The 20,853-nt window shown below is 38.9% G+C and carries 21 protein-coding genes; 1 reads left to right on the forward strand and 20 read right to left on the reverse strand.

What is annotated here, in order from left to right; genetic code table 11:
• Positions 1–81: 81 nt before the first annotated feature.
• The 20 genes from greA to BK581_RS05385 form a co-directional block, all read right to left on the reverse strand.
• Complete coding sequence (greA, locus tag BK581_RS05290; protein ID WP_078577191.1) at positions 82–552, reverse strand: transcription elongation factor GreA; 471 nt, start codon at positions 550–552, stop codon at positions 82–84.
• Positions 553–1,169: 617 nt separating this feature from the next.
• Complete coding sequence (udk, locus tag BK581_RS05295; RefSeq protein ID WP_078577192.1) at positions 1,170–1,805, reverse strand: uridine kinase; 636 nt, start codon at positions 1,803–1,805, stop codon at positions 1,170–1,172.
• Complete coding sequence (locus BK581_RS05300) at positions 1,802–3,085, reverse strand: peptidase U32 family protein (RefSeq protein ID WP_078577193.1); 1,284 nt, start codon at positions 3,083–3,085, stop codon at positions 1,802–1,804. The genes udk and BK581_RS05300 overlap by 4 nt, the downstream gene beginning before the upstream one ends.
• A gap of 52 nt (positions 3,086–3,137) precedes the next feature.
• The gene (locus tag BK581_RS05305) at positions 3,138–4,067 is read right to left on the reverse strand and encodes a peptidase U32 family protein (protein ID WP_078577194.1); all 930 of its coding nucleotides are present in this window, start codon (positions 4,065–4,067) and stop codon (positions 3,138–3,140) included.
• A complete protein-coding gene (locus tag BK581_RS05310; RefSeq protein ID WP_078577195.1) occupies positions 4,054–4,740 on the reverse strand; it encodes an O-methyltransferase in 687 nt (228 codons plus the stop codon). Before BK581_RS05310 ends, BK581_RS05305 begins: the two co-directional genes overlap by 14 nt.
• Before the next feature lie 112 nt (positions 4,741–4,852).
• Positions 4,853–5,974, reverse strand: a complete 1,122-nt coding sequence (gene mltG, locus BK581_RS05315) for an endolytic transglycosylase MltG (RefSeq protein ID WP_245828906.1) — start codon at positions 5,972–5,974, stop codon at positions 4,853–4,855.
• Positions 5,975–6,362: 388 nt separating this feature from the next.
• Entirely contained in the window at positions 6,363–6,674 is a 312-nt protein-coding gene (locus tag BK581_RS05320; protein ID WP_078577196.1) for a DUF1292 domain-containing protein, read from the reverse strand.
• Between the two features lie 13 nt (positions 6,675–6,687).
• A complete protein-coding gene (gene ruvX / locus BK581_RS05325) occupies positions 6,688–7,104 on the reverse strand; it encodes a Holliday junction resolvase RuvX (RefSeq protein ID WP_078577197.1) in 417 nt (138 codons plus the stop codon).
• A complete protein-coding gene (locus BK581_RS05330; RefSeq protein WP_078577198.1) occupies positions 7,101–7,373 on the reverse strand; it encodes an IreB family regulatory phosphoprotein in 273 nt (90 codons plus the stop codon). Before BK581_RS05330 ends, ruvX begins: the two co-directional genes overlap by 4 nt.
• 98 nt (positions 7,374–7,471) lie before the next feature.
• Positions 7,472–10,108 carry an alanine--tRNA ligase gene (gene alaS, locus BK581_RS05335; protein WP_078577199.1) on the reverse strand — a complete coding sequence of 879 codons (2,637 nt, stop codon included), beginning with the start codon at positions 10,106–10,108 and terminating at the stop codon, positions 7,472–7,474.
• 398 nt (positions 10,109–10,506) lie between these two features.
• The gene (locus tag BK581_RS05340; protein WP_169837549.1) at positions 10,507–11,586 is read right to left on the reverse strand and encodes an AI-2E family transporter; all 1,080 of its coding nucleotides are present in this window, start codon (positions 11,584–11,586) and stop codon (positions 10,507–10,509) included.
• A 179-nt stretch (positions 11,587–11,765) separates the two neighbouring features.
• The gene (locus BK581_RS05345; RefSeq protein ID WP_078577201.1) at positions 11,766–11,960 is read right to left on the reverse strand and encodes a hypothetical protein; all 195 of its coding nucleotides are present in this window, start codon (positions 11,958–11,960) and stop codon (positions 11,766–11,768) included.
• Between the two features lie 24 nt (positions 11,961–11,984).
• Entirely contained in the window at positions 11,985–12,173 is a 189-nt protein-coding gene (locus BK581_RS05350; RefSeq protein ID WP_078577202.1) for a hypothetical protein, read from the reverse strand.
• Positions 12,174–12,198: 25 nt separating this feature from the next.
• On the reverse strand, positions 12,199–12,672 hold the full coding sequence (locus tag BK581_RS05355) for a PRC-barrel domain-containing protein (RefSeq protein WP_078577203.1): 474 nt from the start codon (positions 12,670–12,672) through the stop codon (positions 12,199–12,201).
• A 24-nt stretch (positions 12,673–12,696) separates the two neighbouring features.
• Positions 12,697–15,012, reverse strand: coding sequence for an SF1B family DNA helicase RecD2 (gene recD2, locus BK581_RS05360; RefSeq protein ID WP_078577204.1), 2,316 nt, complete (start codon positions 15,010–15,012; stop codon positions 12,697–12,699).
• A 22-nt stretch (positions 15,013–15,034) separates the two neighbouring features.
• Positions 15,035–15,700: a tetratricopeptide repeat protein gene (locus BK581_RS05365; RefSeq protein ID WP_078577205.1), complete on the reverse strand. Its 666-nt coding sequence runs from the start codon at positions 15,698–15,700 to the stop codon at positions 15,035–15,037.
• 64 nt (positions 15,701–15,764) lie between these two features.
• Complete coding sequence (gene mnmA, locus BK581_RS05370; RefSeq protein WP_276327417.1) at positions 15,765–16,871, reverse strand: tRNA 2-thiouridine(34) synthase MnmA; 1,107 nt, start codon at positions 16,869–16,871, stop codon at positions 15,765–15,767.
• A 20-nt stretch (positions 16,872–16,891) separates the two neighbouring features.
• Entirely contained in the window at positions 16,892–18,037 is a 1,146-nt protein-coding gene (locus BK581_RS05375) for a cysteine desulfurase family protein (protein ID WP_078577206.1), read from the reverse strand.
• 26 nt (positions 18,038–18,063) lie between these two features.
• Entirely contained in the window at positions 18,064–18,483 is a 420-nt protein-coding gene (gene cymR / locus BK581_RS05380; RefSeq protein ID WP_078577207.1) for a cysteine metabolism transcriptional regulator CymR, read from the reverse strand.
• Positions 18,467–19,123: a YczE/YyaS/YitT family protein gene (locus tag BK581_RS05385; RefSeq protein ID WP_078577208.1), complete on the reverse strand. Its 657-nt coding sequence runs from the start codon at positions 19,121–19,123 to the stop codon at positions 18,467–18,469. The genes cymR and BK581_RS05385 overlap by 17 nt, the downstream gene beginning before the upstream one ends.
• Before the next feature lie 345 nt (positions 19,124–19,468).
• Here BK581_RS05385 and BK581_RS05390 point away from each other — a divergent pair, with 345 nt between their 5' ends.
• Positions 19,469–20,797 carry an AAA family ATPase gene (locus BK581_RS05390; protein ID WP_078577209.1) on the forward strand — a complete coding sequence of 443 codons (1,329 nt, stop codon included), beginning with the start codon at positions 19,469–19,471 and terminating at the stop codon, positions 20,795–20,797.
• Positions 20,798–20,853: the final 56 nt, after the last annotated feature.

The raw sequence follows: 20,853 nt of genomic DNA on the forward strand, positions 1-20,853 counted from the left end.
AATAATGTATGACAATTATAGTAAAACATGCCTAAAAAAGAACGGTCACCCGGTAAATCATCGACTGGGTGACCGTTCTTTTTATTGTACTTCTGTGATTTCAACTTTCATATCTCCACCAGGTGTTGAGACAATCACTTGATCTCCTGTCCCTTTTCCAATGAGGCTTTGGGCCATTGGTGATTCATTTGAAATTTTACCTTCTAATGGATCAGCCTCAGCCCGACCAACGATAACATATTGCTCTTCTTCACCGTCAGGTAGTTCTTTAAATGTAACTTTTTTACCTAGTGATACAACTGAGCTATCTTTATCTTCTTCAATTATTTCTGCATTACGAATCATCGTTTCAATTTGTTGAATTCGTCCTTCTACAAAGGCTTGCTCTTCTTTCGCTGAGTCATACTCTGAGTTTTCCGATAGATCACCAAAACTTCTTGCTACTTTTATACGTTCAACGACTTCTTTTCGTCGTTCCGTTTTCAGAAATTCTAATTCTTTTTCTAGTTTTTCTTTACCTTCTAATGTCATATAATGCTTCTCTTCTGCCATTGTTCCCACTCCTTAGAAAATAATGCCTTAAAAGAACGCTTTCATGTTTACTTAGTTCATAAAAGTACTTCTTGATTTAGAAACGGATTGGTTAACCATATAAAAAGGTGATTGAATAAAGCCTTGTTCGATTATGTTCATCGCATAAGGAGACCAAATGTACTTAAATAAGCTCTCAGGAGGTCACGTGTAGCTGAAGAAAAGGCTTCAACGTCTAATTTCCCTTCTTTGAATGAAGGCTGCTCATGGTATAGCAACAGCACTCACTTCTCTTAAGTGAAAAGAAAAGGATGAATCTAAGTGATTCGTCTCGCTCACTGAGGTCTTTTATTTTATACTACTGAACTGATATGCTAATGACATAAACCGTAAGCGCCCACTCTGTTCAGAAAACATCCTCTAAACAGATCAGGGCGCTGTAACTATTTATATCCAATTCAAACCGCTTCTTTAACTTGGTAATGTTCCTGCTTGCTATTATATACAAAAACTGTCTTCCCGCCAAGCTTTTTTATCACAGACAAAAAAAGCTGAAAGGCATTAATTAAATTGTATATAGTTAGACAGTATACATAAAAATATCGTTTACGCCAAGTATCATTTAAAAATCATACGTATTAAATCATGGTCTTCTCTTCAAGAACTGTTTTAATTTTTGTTACCATTAAGTCGATAGCTACACGGTTGTGTCCACCTTCAGGGACGATGATATCTGCGTACCGCTTAGTAGGTTCTATAAATTGGAGATGCATAGGCCTTACTACCGATGTATATTGATCAATAACAGAATCAATTGTTCTCCCACGCTCTTGAATATCCCTCATGAGCCTACGGATTATACGAAGGTCCGAATCAGCGTCTACGAACAACTTAATGTCCATCATATCACGTAAGGCCTCATCTTCCAAAATTAAGATCCCTTCTAAAATAATAACATCACGTGGCTCAACCATGACCACATCATTAGAGCGAGTATGATTCGCATAATCATACACCGGTTTTGCTACTGTTTGTCGTTGCAATAATTGTTGTAAATGGTCTAATAGTAATTGATTATCAAAAGCCAGTGGGTGATCATAATTTGTCTTTAGTCTCTCTTCCATCGGGAGATGACTTTGATCTTTATAATAAGCATCTTGCTCGAGCATTAAAATAGACTGCTCGGGAAATTGACAGTAAATTTCATTGGCAACAGTCGTTTTCCCAGATCCTGAACCGCCCGCTACGCCAATGATGACAGGTTTTTCACTCATGTTAATTGTTCCTTTCGCATCATATTATATGGTTTTACAGGCTTTTCAACTTTAAAGGACACAATTTGCAGCGGGTGACGAGCTGCATCTATTTCATGACCTTCTTCATCCCAAATAGTGCCTACTTTCTGAGAAAAGTCATCGATGTCCGGACCAAAAAACTCTATCATATCTCCTGGTCGAAAATGATTTCTCTGTTGAAGTGTCACCATTTGTGTCTTCTCGTTGTAATCTAATACGACTCCAGCAAAATCAAAGATGGTTTTTTGACTGTGTGTACGAAACATTTGTTCTTCATGACCAGGCGTATTTTCAAAAAAGGCAGGTGCTGTCGGTCTATTCGCACATTTATCAAGCTCCGTTAACCATCTGGGATCGATTGTAAAGTTATCAGGATCAGCGCAGTAAGCATCAATAACTTTCCTATAAACACTCACAACCGTAGCTACATAATGAATGGATTTCATTCTACCTTCTACTTTTAAACTATCTATACCTGCGTCAACGAGTTTTGGAATTGCTTCAATTAAGTTCAAATCTTTTGGAGACATGGCAAAAGGTGCGTCCTCGTCTGCAAACAACGGTTTACCTTCTCCTTCTTTTGTAGCATTTTCGCCCTCTTCATACAGAAAATAATCCCAACGACACGATTGACAGCAGCCACCTCGGTTAGAGTCTCTCGCTGTCATGTGGTTACTTAATACACATCGGCCCGAATACGAAATACACATGGCCCCATGAATAAATGTTTCAATTTCTATATCCACGTTTTTTTTCATTTCTAGCATTTCTTGCAATCCTACTTCACGAGCCAATACGACACGTTCGAGTCCTTCTTCTTTCCAAAATTGAACAGCCTGCCAGTTTGAAAGGGATTGCTGTGTAGACAAATGAATTTCTAATTTAGGCGCTGTTTGTTTACACGTTTCAATAATTAATGGGTCAGCTACGATAATACCTTTTACCCCAACTCGCTCTAAGTCTTTCAAATATTCTTGAAGACCTGCCATGTTTTCATTATGAGCAAAAATATTTGTTGTCACATAAATGTGGGCTCCATATTGATTAGCAAAACGGACACCTTCTGCCATTTCTTCAATTGAAAAGTTGTCTGCATTCGAACGTAAGCCAAACTCTCTTCCACCGATAAAAACAGCATCTGCACCATAATGTACAGCAATTTTCAATTTTTCTAAATTTCCTGCCGGCGCTAAAAGCTCAGGCTTTTTTTTAATGACCCGCTTGCTTGTAGTTTCTTTTTCCACCATTTGCTGATTCATGGGTGAATCACTCCTTAATGAATCGTTACTTTTTGTCATGACGCAGCCAGCTTTAATAGACTGTTTCTTTAAAGAAAAAGCCTGTGTCTAGATCCCTATTAGACGGCTGAACAGCTTTTATTTCATTGAGTAGACTATCTTTCGCTTCATCATATGAAGCAGGATCATTCATATATAAGTCGATTGCCTTTCGATACAAGGCTGTCACAGAACATAAATAAGAGGTGTTCTTTAAAATGCCGTCTATTTTAAGTGAATCAATGTTTGCTTCAAGCAAGTCTTCCAGTTCATCAATAATACACATATCCTTAGGACTCATAATGTGTGTGCCATTTTTATCTTCCCATATTGGGTACGTGGCATCTCTTTCTGGATCGTGTAAAATTAAACTTCGATCTTTACTCCGGCCCTCTACTTTTAAATCTTTCCCCTGGAAAGACATATAATTACCTACAAGCATACGTTTTGATTGAAACATACAGGTCATACCGTGAACTTGCACCTCAATTTCCACCTCGGCCGCCTCTTTAATTTCAATAATAGCATCCATGTTCAATTCTCTAGCAAGAACTGCCCTTGAGGCACCTTTTCTTCCCCAGTAATTTGCCGTATACCAATTTGTTGCAGTCGTTTCTGTGTTCCAATGCAGCTTCATTGAGGGTGCGTATTTCCTCACATTCATAAGGACTGCTGGATCACCAAAAACGATAGCATCGACTCCTACTTTATCCAGGAACTTTATATAGTCAGGCAACAGCGGTAATATTTCATTATGAAATAAAGCATTCATGGCTACATATACTTTTACCCCTCTATTGTGGGCAATCCTTACTGCTTCTTCTATGTCATGCCGTTTAAACTCACCCGCTAACCGTAAGCCAAATGTCTCTTCTCCGATCATGATAGCTGTAGCCCCAGCATCTATGAGAGAAGTAATGTCTTCAACAGCTGGAGGTGTCACTAATAGCTCAGGTGTCTTCATACTGCTCACAGTCCTCTCTCTTCATTTCTTCATTCTTAATCGTAACCATCAAGCCGTCTCCTACAGGCAAAAGAACGGACGTAAACCGTGGATGATTCATTAACTTCTTATTGAAGGAACGAATCTTTTTTACCATGGAAGTTACAGCTCTAGTTGTCGTCTCCACCTCACCAGCTACCATCCCTTTAAACAGCACATTATCAGAAAAAATAAGCCCGTCTTTTTTTAGCATTGGCTCATAAAGAGAAAAAAACGAGGAATATTGTCCTTTAGCCGCATCTATAAATAAGACATCGAATGGTGCATAAGTTTGAACTGTTTCATATACATTAAGAGCATCACCAGGTATGATGTGAAAGCGACTGCCCACACCGCATTTATTGGCATTTTCAACAGCATCTGCCACTCTCATTTCATCGCGCTCAATTGTATAAAGTTCGGCCTTAGAAAGAGTTTGTAACATTCTAATTCCGGAATAGCCAATGGCTGTACCAATTTCTAAAATTCTTTGTGATTGATGAATTCTTAGAAATTGTAGCATTGTCTCAATACCATCGATCTCCATTATTGGAATATTGTCTTTTTGGGCTATCTGTTCTAACGCCATAATGTCATCTGCTCTTTTACGAATGAGTGATGTGTGATAATCAACTACCTTGTCATTTTTTTTCATAAAAAAAGCGCCTCCCTTAGGTGCTTTTTAGGATAAATTTCAATCTTTGACCGATATATTTTATCATAAAAACAAGGAGAATGCTATTACAAGCTTCTCCTTGTTTAACTTACTAATCTCTATACTGACTTACAATAGCTTCATGTTCTGACAGGTTTTCATTAAAATAAATGTCTCCTTCAGGGGAGTGATAAAAATATAAGTAGTTATGTGACTCAGGTGATAACGCTGCTGAGATTGATGCTTCCCCAGGATTATTGATCGGTCCAGGCATAAGCCCTGTAACATTATACGTGTTGTAAGGTGATTCAATATCAAGATGCTCATACAGTGTACGTGACAAATGTTCCCCATGGGCATAAGCAATGGTTGGGTCCATTTGTAGCGGCATTCCTGCTTGGAGACGATTTTCTATGACACCTGATATAGTCGTTCTCTCTTCATCAGTAATCGCTTCTCCTTCAATAATAGAAGCTTTTGTCATCAATTCATGAAACGTATCATCCATATTTTCGATCGGTAAGCTTGCAAGGACAGAGCTAGTACGATCTAGCATGGCTTCAATCACTTCTTCGGGCTCCAGTTCTTCATTAACAAAGTCATATCTCGCTGGAAATAAATAGCCTTCTAATGGTTCTCTAATCGCTTCATCAAGAATAGATTCATCAAGAAAATCGTAATTTTCAATAAGTTCGTTCAAATAATCTTCATCTCTGGCAAGTGTCAATAATTCATCTTGTTCTAAGTCTGTTTCCGACGCAACTCTTTCAAAGACATCTTCAACCCAAAGACCCTCTGGAATAGTAAACGAAATCGCATAATCTTCAAAGACACGACCTTCTTTTAATTGATCAATAATTTCCTCCATGCTCATTGACCTTGTTAAATGATATTCACCTGCTTGAAAGCCAGACTCATTTTGAAAACGGACATAATAAGTAAACATCGTTGCACTATTAATAACACCGGCTTCCTCAAGTACATCAGCTATAGTAGAGGTATTCGAACCGATTGGGATCGTAACCTCAATCACGTTTTCATCATTTTCATCCACAGGGCCAATACTGCCGATGATGTAACGATAACCAACAAATACAGCTATAATGCCAATGACGATAATACTCATAAAGAAAATGAGGACAATTTTTCTTACTAGACTTGCCTCTTTCTTATTTTCTTCCATTTTTAATTTATGTTTTTCTTTCAATTTTTTCTTATTTGACACATGGGCCACCCCTTTCACCTCCCCTATTATACTATATATTTGACAAAATTCGATGAATTCATTTAAAAACATCATTGCGAAGTTTGTTTTTATTTTCTTCGTTAATATTTTTCGTGACGTTAAACCTAAACATTTGTTTAATTGTGTAGAAATATAGCGCATTATTTGCAAAGACGTTTTAGAGAAGAGAATGAATATTATTTAGGTATTCATTCTACTTCATGACTTTTATACACTAGTAAAGGTCATAGAACTTGTCTCTTTTATTCCCCCCTCTATCTTGATGGCATAGGGCACGTTATTTCGTCAAAAATAAAAAACCTGACAGCAGATAGCTATCAGGTTCTACGAACTCGTTTCAGCAAGTGAAACATCGAAACTCTTAAACATTTAAGGCTTAATTTTCCTCTTCTAGTTCACCGTCAGCAAATGTATTTAAGAGCTCTTCAACCATGTTCCATTCTTCATCTGTTTCAATAGCATAGAGGGAAAGTTCTCCACCTTCAGGTTCCTCATACCGAAAGGCATGCACTTCAACCTCATCTTCTTCACTCTCATTTGATCCCTCGGGAGCTAATACCATGTATGAGTTACCTGTGGAATCCACATCAAAGGTGAACAAAACTTGAAATAAATGCTCATCACCATTTTCATCTGGAATAACGATTCGATCATCATCACTAGCTTCATTCATTCGATATTCTACCATATTAGTTGCCTCCTTAATTTTGTCTATCCAAATAGCCTTGTAATATCATCACTGCAGCCATCTTATCAATAACTTTTTTTCTTTTTTTACGACTTACATCTGCGCTAACAAGCATACGTTCAGCAGCCACTGTAGACAAACGTTCATCCCACATCTCCACCTTTAAACCAGTACGTTGACTTAGCTCTTTAGCAAACTGCTGACACGCTTCACCGCTCGGCCCAATAGTTCCATTCATATTTTTTGGGAGACCTACCACAATTTTTGCAATATGGTGCTCTGCAATAAGTTCCTCAAGCCTTTCAAATGCCTTATCAAGGTCATTTTCTTCTCTCTTTATTGTCTCGACACCTTGAGCAGTCCAGCCTAATTCGTCACTTACTGCTACACCGATCGTTTTCGTGCCTACATCCAGGCCTAAAATCTTCATGATTTCTCCTTTTGATGTTGCGCAAGATAGGAGCGTACGAGCTCTTCAATTAATTCATCTCGTTCAATTTTACGAATGAGTGTCCTAGCATCTTTATGACGCGGAATGTAGGCAGGATCCCCAGATAATAAATACCCGACAATTTGATTGATAGGGTTATATCCTTTTTCTTCTAATGACGTATAAACTGTTAGAAGAACATCTTTCACATCCTCATCCATTGAATCATCATTAAAATTGAATTTCATTGTTCTGTCCATTGAACTCATTATACCCTCACCTTTCTTTCCTATTAAAGAAAAGGTTAATTACCCGTTCCATTATGAGTTTATATGTCTATCTACTATTGTACACGATTGTTGTACATTTAGACATTTCTTTTTACTAATTCAGGAACTATGTCTAACGCTTCTGCTAACTTTGATGGGTCCTTAGCACCAGCTTGGGCCATATCAGGACGCCCACCTCCGCCGCCACCACACATTGAAGCCACTTCTTTAACAATAGATCCTGCATGGTGTCCGTCTTTTATTAAATCCTTCGAGACGCTCGCCACAATACTGACTTTTTCTCCATTAACTGTGGCAAGCACTAATATACCTGATTCAAGCTTTTCCTTCAAGGAATCGGCCATCTTCCTCAATGAATTCATATCAGAAACAGATACTTGCTTTACAAGCAACTTCACTCCACTGATTTCTTGTAAATCATCCATAAGGTTTCCAGCTTGGAATTGAGCTAATTTACTCGATAAAGATTCATTTTCTTTTTCTTTTTCTTTTAATTGTTTTTGAAGTTGCTCAACGCGTAAAGGCAATTCATTAACATTCGTTTTTAATAAGCTTGCTGCTTTCTTTAGTTGCTCTAATTGAGTCGTCATATATTCGTATGCTTTTTTCCCGGTAACGGCTTCTACACGGCGGACTCCTGCTCCAATACCTGCCTCGGAAACAATTTTAAATAAACCAATTTCTGCGGTATTATTCACATGACAGCCTCCACAAAGCTCTAAGCTATAATTATCTACTTGGACGACTCTAACTGTTTCTCCATATTTCTCACCGAAAAGAGCCATAGCCCCCATTTCCTTCGCTTCAGACAATGTTTTCACCATTGTCTCAACAGCAATTCCTTCCCATATCTTTTCATTGACAATCGTTTCAATCTGTTCTAATTCACTTTCAGTTAATTGCCCTAAGTGTGAGAAATCAAATCTTAAGCGATCTTCTTGCACAAGAGAACCTGCTTGATTCACATGATCGCCTAACACATCTTTTAATGCTTGATGAAGTAAATGAGTTGCTGTATGATTTTTCACAATAGCTGCTCGTGCTCGGTCATCAATTGAGGCTATTAATTCCTCACGAACGTTTAATACGCCTGATACGACGTGGACAAGGTGAAGATTTTGCCCGTTCGGTGCTTTTTGAACATCCTTGACCTTTAATGTCACATTACGATTAGATAACGTGCCATTATCTGCCACTTGCCCACCACTTTCCGCATAAAAAGGAGTCCTGTCCAAAATAACATGAACGTCATCACCTTCAGTCGCCACATCTGTCAACTTTTTATCTTTGACAATTGCTTTTACGATGGCTGGGCTCTCTTTCTGAGAGTATCCAATAAATTCACTTTCATCTGTGATATGCCCTAAAACATCATCCTGTAATTGCATCGAGCCAGAATCTTGTCTAGCAGCTCTCGCACGTTCTCGTTGCTTTTCCATTTCGCTATCAAACTCTTCTCGATTAAGTGTTAAACCGGCATCCGCTACATACTCTTCTGTTAAATCAACTGGGAAGCCGTAAGTATCATATAATCGGAAGCCATCTCTACCAGAAATAGTCGTTGTGTTTTCGGCTTTTGCTTTATCGATGAGTGTATTTAACATCCCAAGCCCTTCATTTAGCGTCTCATGAAATCTTTCTTCCTCGATGCGGACAACTCGTTCAATAAACTCTTGCTTATTAACAACTTCTGGATAAAAATCTTGCATAATACTTCCCACTACAGGCACGAGCTTATACATAAACGGTTCATGAATATTAAGATGTTTTGCATAACGTACTGCTCTTCTCAATAATCGACGCAATACGTACCCACGACCTTCATTAGAAGGCAAGGCCCCATCAGAAACAGCAAATGTCACTGTACGAATATGATCAGCGATTACTTTAAAAGCTGTATCGTTTTCTGTATCCTTACCGTACTTTTGTCTAGAAATTTCTTCAGTTAATTTAATGATCGGTAAAAATAAATCGGTATCAAAGTTCGTTTTCGCATCCTGAATCACAGACACCATTCTTTCCAAACCCATTCCCGTATCAATATTCTTTTTAGGAAGTGGTGTATAACTTCCATCGGGATTATGATTAAATTGAGAAAAAACAAGGTTCCATACTTCTAAATGACGCTCATTTTCTCCACCAGGAAACATTTCTGGATCATTCGGATCATCTCCGTACTCAGCACCACGATCATAGAAAATTTCTGTATTCGGTCCACATGGGCCTTCCCCTATATCCCAAAAATTTTCTTCTAATCGAATAATTCGGGCTTCTGGCAAACCGATATCATTATGCCAAATGTTATAGGCTTCTTCGTCTTCCGGATAGATTGTCACAGCTAATTTTTCTGGATCAAATCCTATCCACTTCTCACTTGTAAGAAATTCCCACGCCCAATGAATCGCTTCTTTTTTAAAATAATCTCCAATAGAAAAGTTACCTAGCATTTCAAAAAAAGTATGGTGACGCGCTGTCTTACCCACATTCTCAATATCATTTGTCCGAATAGATTTTTGCGCGTTTACGATCCGTGGATTATCTGGGATCACTCTTCCATCAAAATATTTTTTTAACGTGGCGACACCACTGTTGATCCATAATAACGATGGATCTTCATGCGGAACTAGAGAAGCACTAGGCTCAACATTATGTCCCTTCTCCTTAAAAAAATCGAGATACATTTGTCTTACTTCAGCAGATGTTAAATGTCTCATATTCTTTCCTCCTTCTTTTATATACAAAAATGAGTATGTCCTTCCTCGATACACATTTAGCATGTCTAAGACTGCCTTCTTGTTAGTTAAAAACAAAAAAACTCCTCCCTCTAAAAAAGGGACGAGAATTATTATCACGCGGTACCACCCTAGTTACAGACATACACAATGTCTATCACCTTGTCACATTGTAACGGTTGTGCACCGGCAGGTTTTCTCTGCTTTCAGGAGTAGCTAATAATTACCCTTCATTCGAAATTTCTTTCAGCCATGGAAATCTCTCTCTGAGATACAGTATTATCCGTATCCTGAATGGACTGCAATTATGTGGGCTCCGTCATCAAGTTTTAATTATGTAGCGTTTATACACGTAATTATAGAAATGTAGCAGCTATTTGTCAATCATATATACCTCTCCTTTCTCTAATAAGCCGCCTGAAATGAAGCAAGAGAATTTTTATGACAGCTAACAACGGCACAGCAATAATGAGACCGATAATACCCCCTATTTCATTTCCAGCCACAAGGGCAAGAATGATAAGAAGAGGGTGAGTATGAATGCTCTTTCCTATAATGACAGGAGCAAGTATATTTCCCTCTACTAATTGGATAATTAAAATAACTGCTAAGCCACTAACAACCAATAGGGGTGATTCCGTTAAAGCTAATAAGACTACAGGAACTGTTCCTAGCACAGGTCCAAAATAAGGAATAACATTCGTAATACCAATCACGATTGCTAACAGTATGCCATAGGGCATATTAATAATCCAGAATCCTAGCCACGCTAAAAGACCCACAATGAGACAGATGATAAGCTGCCCACGAATATAAGAACCCAGTGTCTGATCCACTTCTTTTATGAGTTGCTTTCCTTCTGGTCGCATTTTCTTCGGGGTTAAGTACCAGACAGTTTTCTTTAGTAAAGGATAATCTTTCAAGCCGTAAAATGCTATAAAAGGGATAACAACTAAAAACAGCACCCAATCCAGTAAATTTAACAACAGTATCCCGAATTGTTCAACTGAAGCAGCGACCCAAGATTCTCCTCGTTGAATCCATTGGTCCATTCTTCTTTGAAACGTTTCAGGTAAATAGGAAGATTGATCACTGAGTGAGGCAGATAATTGCCTATATGTATTCGCCAATTCTGGTAGTTGTTCTAAAAGTTCTTTCCCTTCATTAATAATGTAAGGTGTAGCTTTAAAAATAGCTGCTGCAATTCCTAACAATAAAATGACAAATATAATAAGGATTGATAAAGGTCTTGGAATACCATGAGATTCTAACTTTTCAACAAGAGGATGCAGTAAGTAAACGATAAAACCTGAAAGCAAAAACGGTGCTATAATTTTCAAAGTAGGCTTTAAAATAGGTGAAAGGTACCTATATAGAAAAATGAGAGAAACGACCAATAAAATGATTAATAAAACAAAGACAAGGGAGAAAATACGCCGTTTAAGCTCGATATTTGTCATGAGACAAGCTCTCCTCCTTTTAAAGCTTAACCTTCTCATTAGAAGTATGTAGAAAGAGGCAGTGTCTGGGACGACTGCCTCTATTAATGATCACACATTAGAAAACGTATCGCTTTCTCGAATATAAGTGGTGAAAATGAGATAAAGCGTTTCTACTTATACTTTTTAGAAAAAGATCTTTATGAAAAAGCTTTATTCATCTGCCTTCTCATTTGCCTCATAGTACGCTTTCTAGGCATGATGTCTTCCATAAAACGAAAATTAATCATAGAAGGCATCCTTCTCTTCCACCGGTTTTTCGTTTTGCTATTCATAGAAGCAGCGTAAGCAAAAGCGCCTGCTCCGATTATAGCTAATGATGCTAGGGTTCTCACGATGATCATCCCCCATCTTTTGAATTATAAGTCAATCTGTCTTTCGTCTTCTGTAAATAAATCGTCAAGGGAGCTTAACGATCCGTCTGCTTCCACCTGGTGGAGGTGTAATTGTCCATTCGAGATGGATAGTTCAATATAACAGCTCCAGCAATAGTATTGGTTAGTGCCAATTTTACCAATATCCCTGCCGCTACAATTCGGGCACTTCATAGTCAGTCACTCCACTCTGGGTAAGTTAATTATGAAGGAGAAGTTCCTGCCCGTGCTTGGTGACAGTCATATCCCCTGTCTTTTTGACGAAAAAACCGCGTTGAATATCTTCAAACAACCCTTCCGTCAGTTCATACCCTAAAATTCTCCCCGAATCTGGTAAAAAATATACATCCTCAACGATACCTATGATGTCTCCTTCCTCATTGTATACCGCACGACCTGTCAGTCGATCAGTGCCGTGGAAGACACGTCGGTCAGAATCATTCATAGGTAACAACCGTTGCGATTCATGAAGAATAAAGCTTGACTGTGAACGTGTAAATGTAGCTGACAAAGGAAGAAATGTGTTTTTTGCCCACCAATTGCGTCGCTGGATCAAGTAACCTGAAATATGACCCGTGCTCTCATTGTAAGCAAGGTCAGCTATCTTACCGAGCAGACGGCGTTTTTGCCCATGAAAAACGGGTGCACCCTTGACCTTCTCAAATGTTCTCAAGGACCCCACTCCCTTCGAACATTCTTAGTCTTTCATCGCACCCTTTGATTCATTCGTGTATTCAATTTCCAATGATTGATCGGCTAGTTTTTCTTTTAATGTTGTTTGTCTGTTTTCCTCTGTATTTGTTTCTACAGCTAGCTGCAAAGACTCCCAACTTCCACACAGAAGAAGAAAATTCTTAGCTCGTGTCACTCCCGTATAAATCAATTTTTTTCTGAGCATACGATAATAGCCCCGGACAACAGGCATGATAACAATAGGAAATTCACTTCCTTGTGATTTGTGAATTGAACAACAATAGGCATGCGTTATCTGGGTTAAATCAGGTCGCGTATAACTGACCTCTTCACCATCAAATGATATAATAATTTCTGTATGCTTCTCACCAGCTTCTTTACCCGTTTTAATGGCGATAATTTCGCCCCTATCACCGTTAAACACATTCTCTTCTGGGTTATTAACTAGCTGTAAGACCATATCGCCACTCCGGTAAACGACATCACCGAATGGCACTTCCTTTTTTTTGTCCGACTTAGGATTGAATAAAGTTTGTAGCATATCATTTAAATTTTCCACACCTGCCACACCTCTATACATAGGTGCTAACACTTGAATATCTTTAGCAGAGAATCCTTTCTCAATTGCGCGCTCACAGATTTGTTTAACCGCTTTAGGAACATCTGATTGTTCACATGGAAAAAAGCGTAAATCATCACTTGAACGGTCTATAAAGTCTGGTAAGGTTCCTTCTTTAATTTGATGGGAAAATTCAATAATTTGAGACCCTTCTGATTGGCGATAAATATCTGTCAGCCGTACTGCTGGAATGCAGTCAGATGTAAGTAAATCTGCCAACACTTGTCCAGGCCCAACAGATGGCAGTTGATCTTCATCTCCAACTAAAATCACTTGCATACCATCTGGAATCGCTTTTAACAGCTGATTTGCAAGCCATGTATCCACCATTGACATTTCGTCTACGATAATCATTTTTCCTTCTAATTGCTCACCCTCACCTTTTTCAAACCAAGTACTATCTTCTCCTTTATACCCAAGTAAACGGTGAATCGTAGAGGCAGGTAAACCCGTCGATTCGCTCATACGTTTTGCGGCTCGTCCGGTAGGCGCAGCCATAAGAATTGGAAAAGGTTCTTTCTTCCTTTTATAATCTTCTGGATCAATCGACACGCCCTTAAGCATGCCAAATACTTCAACTAATCCTTTAATGACGGTCGTTTTACCAGTGCCAGGTCCCCCGGTTAATATTAACATTGGAGATTGTAACGCTTGTTGTATACCTTCTTTTTGAGATGAAGCATAAGTAATCCCTAGCATTTCTTCCACTTGGCCTAGTGCCTTCAAAAATTCTGATTCTGGAAATTCATCTAAATCGGTTTCAAAGGCCATAAGCCGGTGTAAATTAGTGACAATCCCTTGTTCTGCAAAATATAGCGATGGAAGGAACATTCTGTCCCCTTCAACGATAATTTTGCCTTCCTCGCCGAGAGCAATCACTTCATTTGCAATATCTAAAGGGGAAATATCGTCCTGTGTATCTTTTTCTAACAGCCATTTTGCTTCTTTAACGATTGTTTCATTTTTGGAATAAACATGCCCAGCACTTAGAGATTCGTCATGAAGAACGTAATGGATAGCTGCTTTTAGGCGGTCAGGATGACTACCGATTATACCTTGTTTCCTGCCTATTAAATCAGCACGCCCAAAACCTATCCCTTCTACATCTTCAACCATTCGATACGGATTTGTTTGAATAATGTCTAACGCTTCAGTCTGATATGCTTTGTAAACTTTCATAGCTAATTGAACGCCAAAACCAAACTCATAGAGCTTCAATAAAATTTGTTCAATCCCTTGATCTTCTAGCAGTGTTTTATACACATGCTGAGCTTTATCTTTGGCTAACTTAGGGACCTCATCTAAAACAGCAGGATTCTCTAGAATTTTCGAAATACAAGTAATTCCCAATTGTTCTACGATCACTTGAGCTGTTTTACGTCCAATCCCTGGAAATCGATCGCTTGATAAGTATAAAATGATCCCTTGCTCTGTTTCTGGCAATACTTTTTTGAATTGAACAAACTTAAACTGCCGACCAAATCGTGGATGCTCTGACATGGCACCTTTAAACTCGTAAGTGACTTCTTGATCTGGCTCTGTCATCATACCGACTACTGTTATCTCTTTGTCGTCTATTTTCTGAGAAGCTTCATTAACTCTTACTTTGGCCACTGTATAAAGGGACTCTTCGTTATGAAAAATTAGATGAAGAAGTTCACCTTTAATATAATCTTCACGACCCTCATTTAAGTGATTCATCCTAATGCCCCTTTTACTTTAACTATTGTCCTTTATGAAGAAACTCCTCCATACGCTGCTTACCATTTGATGCAAGTGCATGGTTAGGTTGAATCTCAAGCGCTTTATTAAACATGGCCAAGGCTCCTGACACATCCTCGTTGTAGGCATATGCTACACCTAAGTTAAAGTGGCTATCTGCATGGCCTGGATCTAACTCATTTACTTTCTCGAAATGAGGAATAGCATCAGTGATTTGGTCTGTTTGAGCTAAGCATAAAGCATAATGAAAGCGAGCATCCACATCTTCAGGATTTAATTCTACAGCCCTGCTTAAACTAGGTAAAGCTCTTAAAAAATCACTTAGATGATAAAAGCTCATTCCTGTCATGTAATATACATCGCCCTCATGAAGACCGTGAGACATCGCTTTCTGATAACTATCAATAGCCCCTTTATAATCTTCCTGATTGTACAAGACATTTCCTTTTCCATAATACGCAGTTGCCTGTTGTTCATCTAACGCCATTGCTTTTTCAAAAAAGATAATGGCCTTTTCTTCTTCGCCTACTGCAGCTAGTAAATTTCCGAAATTTGTATACGCAATAGCATCTTCAGGATTTTCTTCAATAGCTTCATTAAGTAGTTTCGCCGCTTCTTCCAAATTCCCTTCCTGCATTTCTTTAACAGCACGTTCGTTTTTTGTCATTCCATATTCCCCCTCTAATATCCTAAATAAAAATCTCAAAAGCGAAAAGGACTGACTCGCTTTATCAGCCCTTTATGACTTGGTCAATTGTCCCTCCACCCATACAAACGTCTCCATCATAGAACACGACAGCTTGTCCAGGTGTAACCGCTCGCTCTGGCTCCTCAAAATGAACAATCATTGTCCCGTTTGATTTTGGCTCCACCCGTACCCGCTGGTCCTCTTGGCGATAGCGGACCTTTACTGTACAGCTAAACGGATTTTCTGGAAGCTTTCCTGAAATCCAGTTAACATCCTCTGCAATCAATCCATTAGCATAGAGAGCAGGATGATGAAAGCCTTGTCCTACAAGCAAAATATTATTTTCTACATCTTTATCAATGACGAACCACGGTTCACCAGATCCTCCGATTCCCAGTCCTTGACGTTGTCCAAGAGTATAGTACATTAAGCCATCGTGCTGTCCTTTTACTTCTCCATCTAACGTCTGCATGTCACCAGGTTGGGCAGGCAAGTATTCACTTAGGAACTGTTTAAAATTCCTTTCGCCTATGAAGCAAATACCTGTGCTGTCTTTTTTCGTAGCTGTGACCAGTTCAGCTTCTTTAGCAATTTCTCGGACCTTCGGTTTCTCTAGGTGTCCTAATGGAAACATCACATGCTGTAATTGCTCTTGACTAAGGGCATTTAAAAAATAAGTCTGATCCTTATTACGATCCTTGCCTCGTAATAATTCTACAGTCCCATTCTTACGTCGTACTTGAGCATAATGTCCTGTTGCCACATAATCTGCACCAAGAGACATTGCATGGTCTAGAAATGCTTTAAATTTGATTTCCTTATTACACATAACATCAGGGTTAGGTGTTCGTCCTGACTTGTATTCATCAAGAAAATAGGTGAAAACTTTATCCCAATACTGTTTTTCAAAGTTTACAGCATAGTAAGGAATCTCGAGTTGATTACATACGCGTATGACGTCATTATAATCTTCTGTTGCCGTACAAATGCCATTCTCATCAGTATCGTCCCAATTCTTCATAAAAATGCCAATGACTTGATAGCCCTCTTCTTTTAGAAGGTGAGCAGTCACGGAGGAATCCACTCCTCCTGACATCCCTACAACGACACGGATATCTTCTTTTCGTTTAGATGTTAAGTGAGAGGTCAATGCTCCCACCTCCTTTAATTTCAATCTATATTCATAAGACGCTTTACAACGGCTACTGTAACCTCAGCCGCTTTTCGTACTTGGTCTTCGGTATTGCCATACCCAAAGCTGAAACGCACAGCAGAATGACTGCGCGATTCATCGTTAAACATTGCTGTTAGGACATGTGATGGATCAATTGAACCTGCCGTGCAAGCTGATCCACTTGATACAGCTACCCCTTCTAAATCTAGGTTCATTAGCAATGATTCCACGTTTATTCCTGGAAAGCTAACGTTAAAAATATGATCTAGACGGGCTTTCTCACAACCGTTAACAATGTAATTAATCTGCCCGCTATCAAACGTACTCAGCATAATCTGCCGAAAATGACGATAGCTTTCATTCCGTCCAATTCGCTCTTTTTCTGCAATATATAAAGCTTTTGCCATTCCAATAACACCTGGTACATTTTCCGTTCCAGCTCGACGTTTTTTTTCTTGTTCTCCACCAAATAATAGTGGCGCAAATGCACGCCCTTTTCGTGCATAAAGAAATCCAATACCATTAGGTCCATTTATTTTATGTCCTGCTGCTGCTAAAAAATCAACACCTAACTCATTAACATTTATAGATTTAGTGCCGATTGCTTGCACTGCATCAGTATGAAAGACTGCCTGATGAGAACTGAGGAGTCGTCCGATGGAGGCAATTGGTTGAACCGTCCCCACTTCATTGTTTCCATACATAATTGATACGAGAATTGTCTCATCAGTTAAGGCTTTTTCCACCTGTTCAACGGTGACTTTTCCAGTATCATCTACATCTAAATAGGTGACTGAAAACCCTTGTCGCTCCAAATAGTGAAAAGCATGCAAAACACCGTGATGTTCAATTTTAGTCGTAATTAAATGGGTCCCTTTGGACATATTGGCTTCCGCATATCCTCTAATGGCAAGGTTGTCAGCTTCTGTCCCGCCACTCGTGAAAATGATCTCATCGAACGCTGCACCAATGGTTTTAGCTATATATTCTCGCGATTCATCAAGTCCTCGACGAGCCTCTCTACCAAAATGATGAATACTTGACGGATTCCCAAAAAAGGTCTCATAATATGGTTTCATAGCTGCTACCACATCAGAATGCACCGGTGAGGTTGCGGCATGATCTAAATAGATTCTATTCATAGAACTTGTTCACACCTTTATATAACTTAAATGTAAAACATATAATATTCCTGATCACCTTTATCTTCAAAGTTAGCCAAATCTTCAAGAGTTGTGGCATCAAGCACATCTTTAACAGCATCGCGAATTTTAATCCACAAGTCTCGCTTTGCCGGCTCCTCATCGTCGATGATTTCTACCGGTGTGATAGGCCCTTCCAATACACGAATGATATCACCAGCTGTAATATCACCAGCTTCTTTTCCAAGCATGTAACCACCGTAAGCACCTCTAACACTTTTTACTAGCTGCGCATTTCTAAGGGGAGCTATTAGTTGCTCTAAGTAATGTTCTGATAGGTTATGTTCCTTTGCAATTGACTTTAATGAAATAGGTCCATCTCCATACTTTTTTGCTAAAGCAATCATAATAGTGAGACCATAACGGCCTTTAGTTGATATTTTCAACTTGCATCCCTCTTTCCACTCTTCTATCTAACCATTGTTGACAAAAACTTAACGACAGAGCCGTTATATGACCGATAAGTAAACTGAATAAAATTGTACCTATAAAGACAGGGCCTCCTAGGAGCCACCCAATAAAAAGAACACATATTTCCATGAGGACCCGCACTCTCGCTACAGACATCCCCGTTTTCAGGGAGAGTGCGAGCATGACGCTATCTCTTGGACCTGCCCCACATTGTGGAGAAATATATAAACCAATCCCAAACCCCATAATTAAAATTCCTACTAGAAGCATGGCCAATTTAAGTACGAATATATGAGGTGTGTCCATCAAAAATAAAAATAAATCTACAAATCCTCCAACTAACAGCATATTTAAGTAAGCACCCAATTTCGGCCATTCTTTCGTTAAGATAACCGATAACAAAAGTAAAAGAAAACCCATGATAACAGTCCAAGTACCGATTGTGAACCCAAAATGTGTTGTCAAACCGATGTGTAGAACATCCCATGGTGCACTACCTAAATCGGCAGTAATCATTAATGCAATTCCAAAACTCATTACAATAAGTCCCATGAGAAAAACGCCCCACCGAAACCAAGGCGTTTCTGTATAATGTAGCCCTTTGCTTACTGTCATTTTAAATGTCCTTCCTGATTTCTTCCACACCATTTCCCTTGTTCTGATCTTAGATTCATTATAGCATAGAATTAGGATCACTGAGCTATCTATAACAATGTACAAGTAAAATGACTTAACATTGCTAAACACTAGCATTTTATCGATGATTCACTTTTTATGCAACTAAAAGGGACTAAGGCAGGGTATTCCTTATCTATCCCAAGCATTGAGTAAAATAGAGGTTTATACTACTAACTATAGACTACTTTTACATCCCTTTTATCCCTTGAACGCTATTCGTTGTAAATCTTTAGAAGTAACTCATATACCCAAACTAGTTTACAAATAAAGGAGAAGCTTAACGTGGATTTATTTAATTATTCTAATGCTCCTGCTCCAAAAGGGCCGCTAGCTGCCAGAATGCGACCGAGAACACTTAATGAAGTGATTGGACAACATCATATCATTGGAAAAGGACAACTATTAAGACGTGCCATTGAGGCTGATAGACTGACACCGATGATTTTTCACGGCCCTCCAGGGACTGGGAAAACCACTTTAGCAAAAGTAATCGCTAACACGACTTCCGCAAAATTCGAGCAAATTAACGCTGTTACCGCTGGTATTAAACATGTTCGTGATATAGTTGCTAGTGCAAAAGACCGGTTAATGTTTGATCAAGTAAAAACGGTTTTGTTTATTGATGAAATACATCGTTTTAATAAAGGCCAGCAGGATGCTCTCCTACCATATGTTGAAGATGGAACAGTTATTTTAATAGGTGCCACCACTGAAAACCCCATGTTCGAAGTAAATCCTGCTCTTATTTCCAGATCGCGCTTATTTAAATTGGAATCGTTAAACGATGAGGATATTAAACGTGTTATTGAGCAAGCATTAACCGATAGAGAAAGGGGATTTGGAAATTATAAGATTGATATGAAGGAAGAAGCATACAAGCATTTGATTAATATAGCCAATGGGGATGCCAGAACCGCTCTAAACGCTGTAGAATTAGCTGTTTTGACAACAGACCCTGATAAAGACGAGGTTATTACAATCGATCTAGAAATAGCAGAGGCATCCATCCAAAAACGGATGATCCGTTATGATAAAGCTGGAGATAACCATTACGACACGATCTCCGCCTTTATAAAGAGCATTCGAGGATCAGATGCAGACGCCACACTATATTGGCTAGCTAAAATGATCTATGCAGGAGAGGATCCCCGCTTTATTGCACGGCGCCTTTACGTGCATGCTGCTGAAGATATTGGCCTTGCCGATCCTAATGCTTTATTAATTGCTCAAGCAGCCTTTCAAGCTGTTGAATTTGTAGGGATGCCCGAAGCGAGACTTCCTCTCGCGGAAGCTGCCGTCTATTTAGCAACAGCTCCAAAAAGTAATGCAATTATTACAGGTATAGACAAGGCTCTTGATACCGTTGCAACAGAAAAATCTGGTGATGTTCCAATTCATTTACGTGATTCCCATTACAAAGGTGCTACTAAGCTTGGGCATGGTGATGGTTATTTATATCCACACAATTATGAGAACCATTATGTCGCCCAGCAATATTTGCCTGATCACTTGAAAACACGCCGCTTTTATGACCCATCATCAAATGGCTATGAAAAGACCGTTCAAAAACGGCTTGACTATTTTTCGGAAAGAAAAAAGAAGCACGATTAACAACTTTCACTAAAACTCAATTCTTTTTTATAGTATACTTTCATCTTTCTTTGTCC

It is taken from the genome of Salipaludibacillus agaradhaerens, from assembly GCF_002019735.1.
GTDB classification, from domain to species: domain Bacteria; phylum Bacillota; class Bacilli; order Bacillales; family Salisediminibacteriaceae; genus Salipaludibacillus; species Salipaludibacillus agaradhaerens.

Bases quoted from the DNA above. Each gene is read 5' to 3' on its own strand.
- greA (WP_078577191.1), bottom strand. From the start codon at position 552: ATGGCAGAAGAGAAGCATTATATGACATTAGAAGGTAAAGAAAAACTA.
- udk (WP_078577192.1), bottom strand. From the start codon at position 1,805: ATGAGTGAAAAACCTGTCATCATTGGCGTAGCGGGCGGTTCAGGATCT.
- BK581_RS05300 (WP_078577193.1), bottom strand. From the start codon at position 3,085: ATGAATCAGCAAATGGTGGAAAAAGAAACTACAAGCAAGCGGGTCATT.
- BK581_RS05305 (WP_078577194.1), bottom strand. From the start codon at position 4,067: ATGAAGACACCTGAGCTATTAGTGACACCTCCAGCTGTTGAAGACATT.
- BK581_RS05310 (WP_078577195.1), bottom strand. From the start codon at position 4,740: ATGAAAAAAAATGACAAGGTAGTTGATTATCACACATCACTCATTCGT.
- BK581_RS05320 (WP_078577196.1), bottom strand. From the start codon at position 6,674: ATGGTAGAATATCGAATGAATGAAGCTAGTGATGATGATCGAATCGTT.
- ruvX (WP_078577197.1), bottom strand. From the start codon at position 7,104: ATGAAGATTTTAGGCCTGGATGTAGGCACGAAAACGATCGGTGTAGCA.
- BK581_RS05330 (WP_078577198.1), bottom strand. From the start codon at position 7,373: ATGAGTTCAATGGACAGAACAATGAAATTCAATTTTAATGATGATTCA.
- alaS (WP_078577199.1), bottom strand. From the start codon at position 10,108: ATGAGACATTTAACATCTGCTGAAGTAAGACAAATGTATCTCGATTTT.
- BK581_RS05340 (WP_169837549.1), bottom strand. From the start codon at position 11,586: ATGACAAATATCGAGCTTAAACGGCGTATTTTCTCCCTTGTCTTTGTT.
- BK581_RS05350 (WP_078577202.1), bottom strand. From the start codon at position 12,173: ATGAAGTGCCCGAATTGTAGCGGCAGGGATATTGGTAAAATTGGCACT.
- recD2 (WP_078577204.1), bottom strand. From the start codon at position 15,012: ATGAATCACTTAAATGAGGGTCGTGAAGATTATATTAAAGGTGAACTT.
- BK581_RS05365 (WP_078577205.1), bottom strand. From the start codon at position 15,700: ATGACAAAAAACGAACGTGCTGTTAAAGAAATGCAGGAAGGGAATTTG.
- BK581_RS05375 (WP_078577206.1), bottom strand. From the start codon at position 18,037: ATGAATAGAATCTATTTAGATCATGCCGCAACCTCACCGGTGCATTCT.
- BK581_RS05385 (WP_078577208.1), bottom strand. From the start codon at position 19,123: ATGACAGTAAGCAAAGGGCTACATTATACAGAAACGCCTTGGTTTCGG.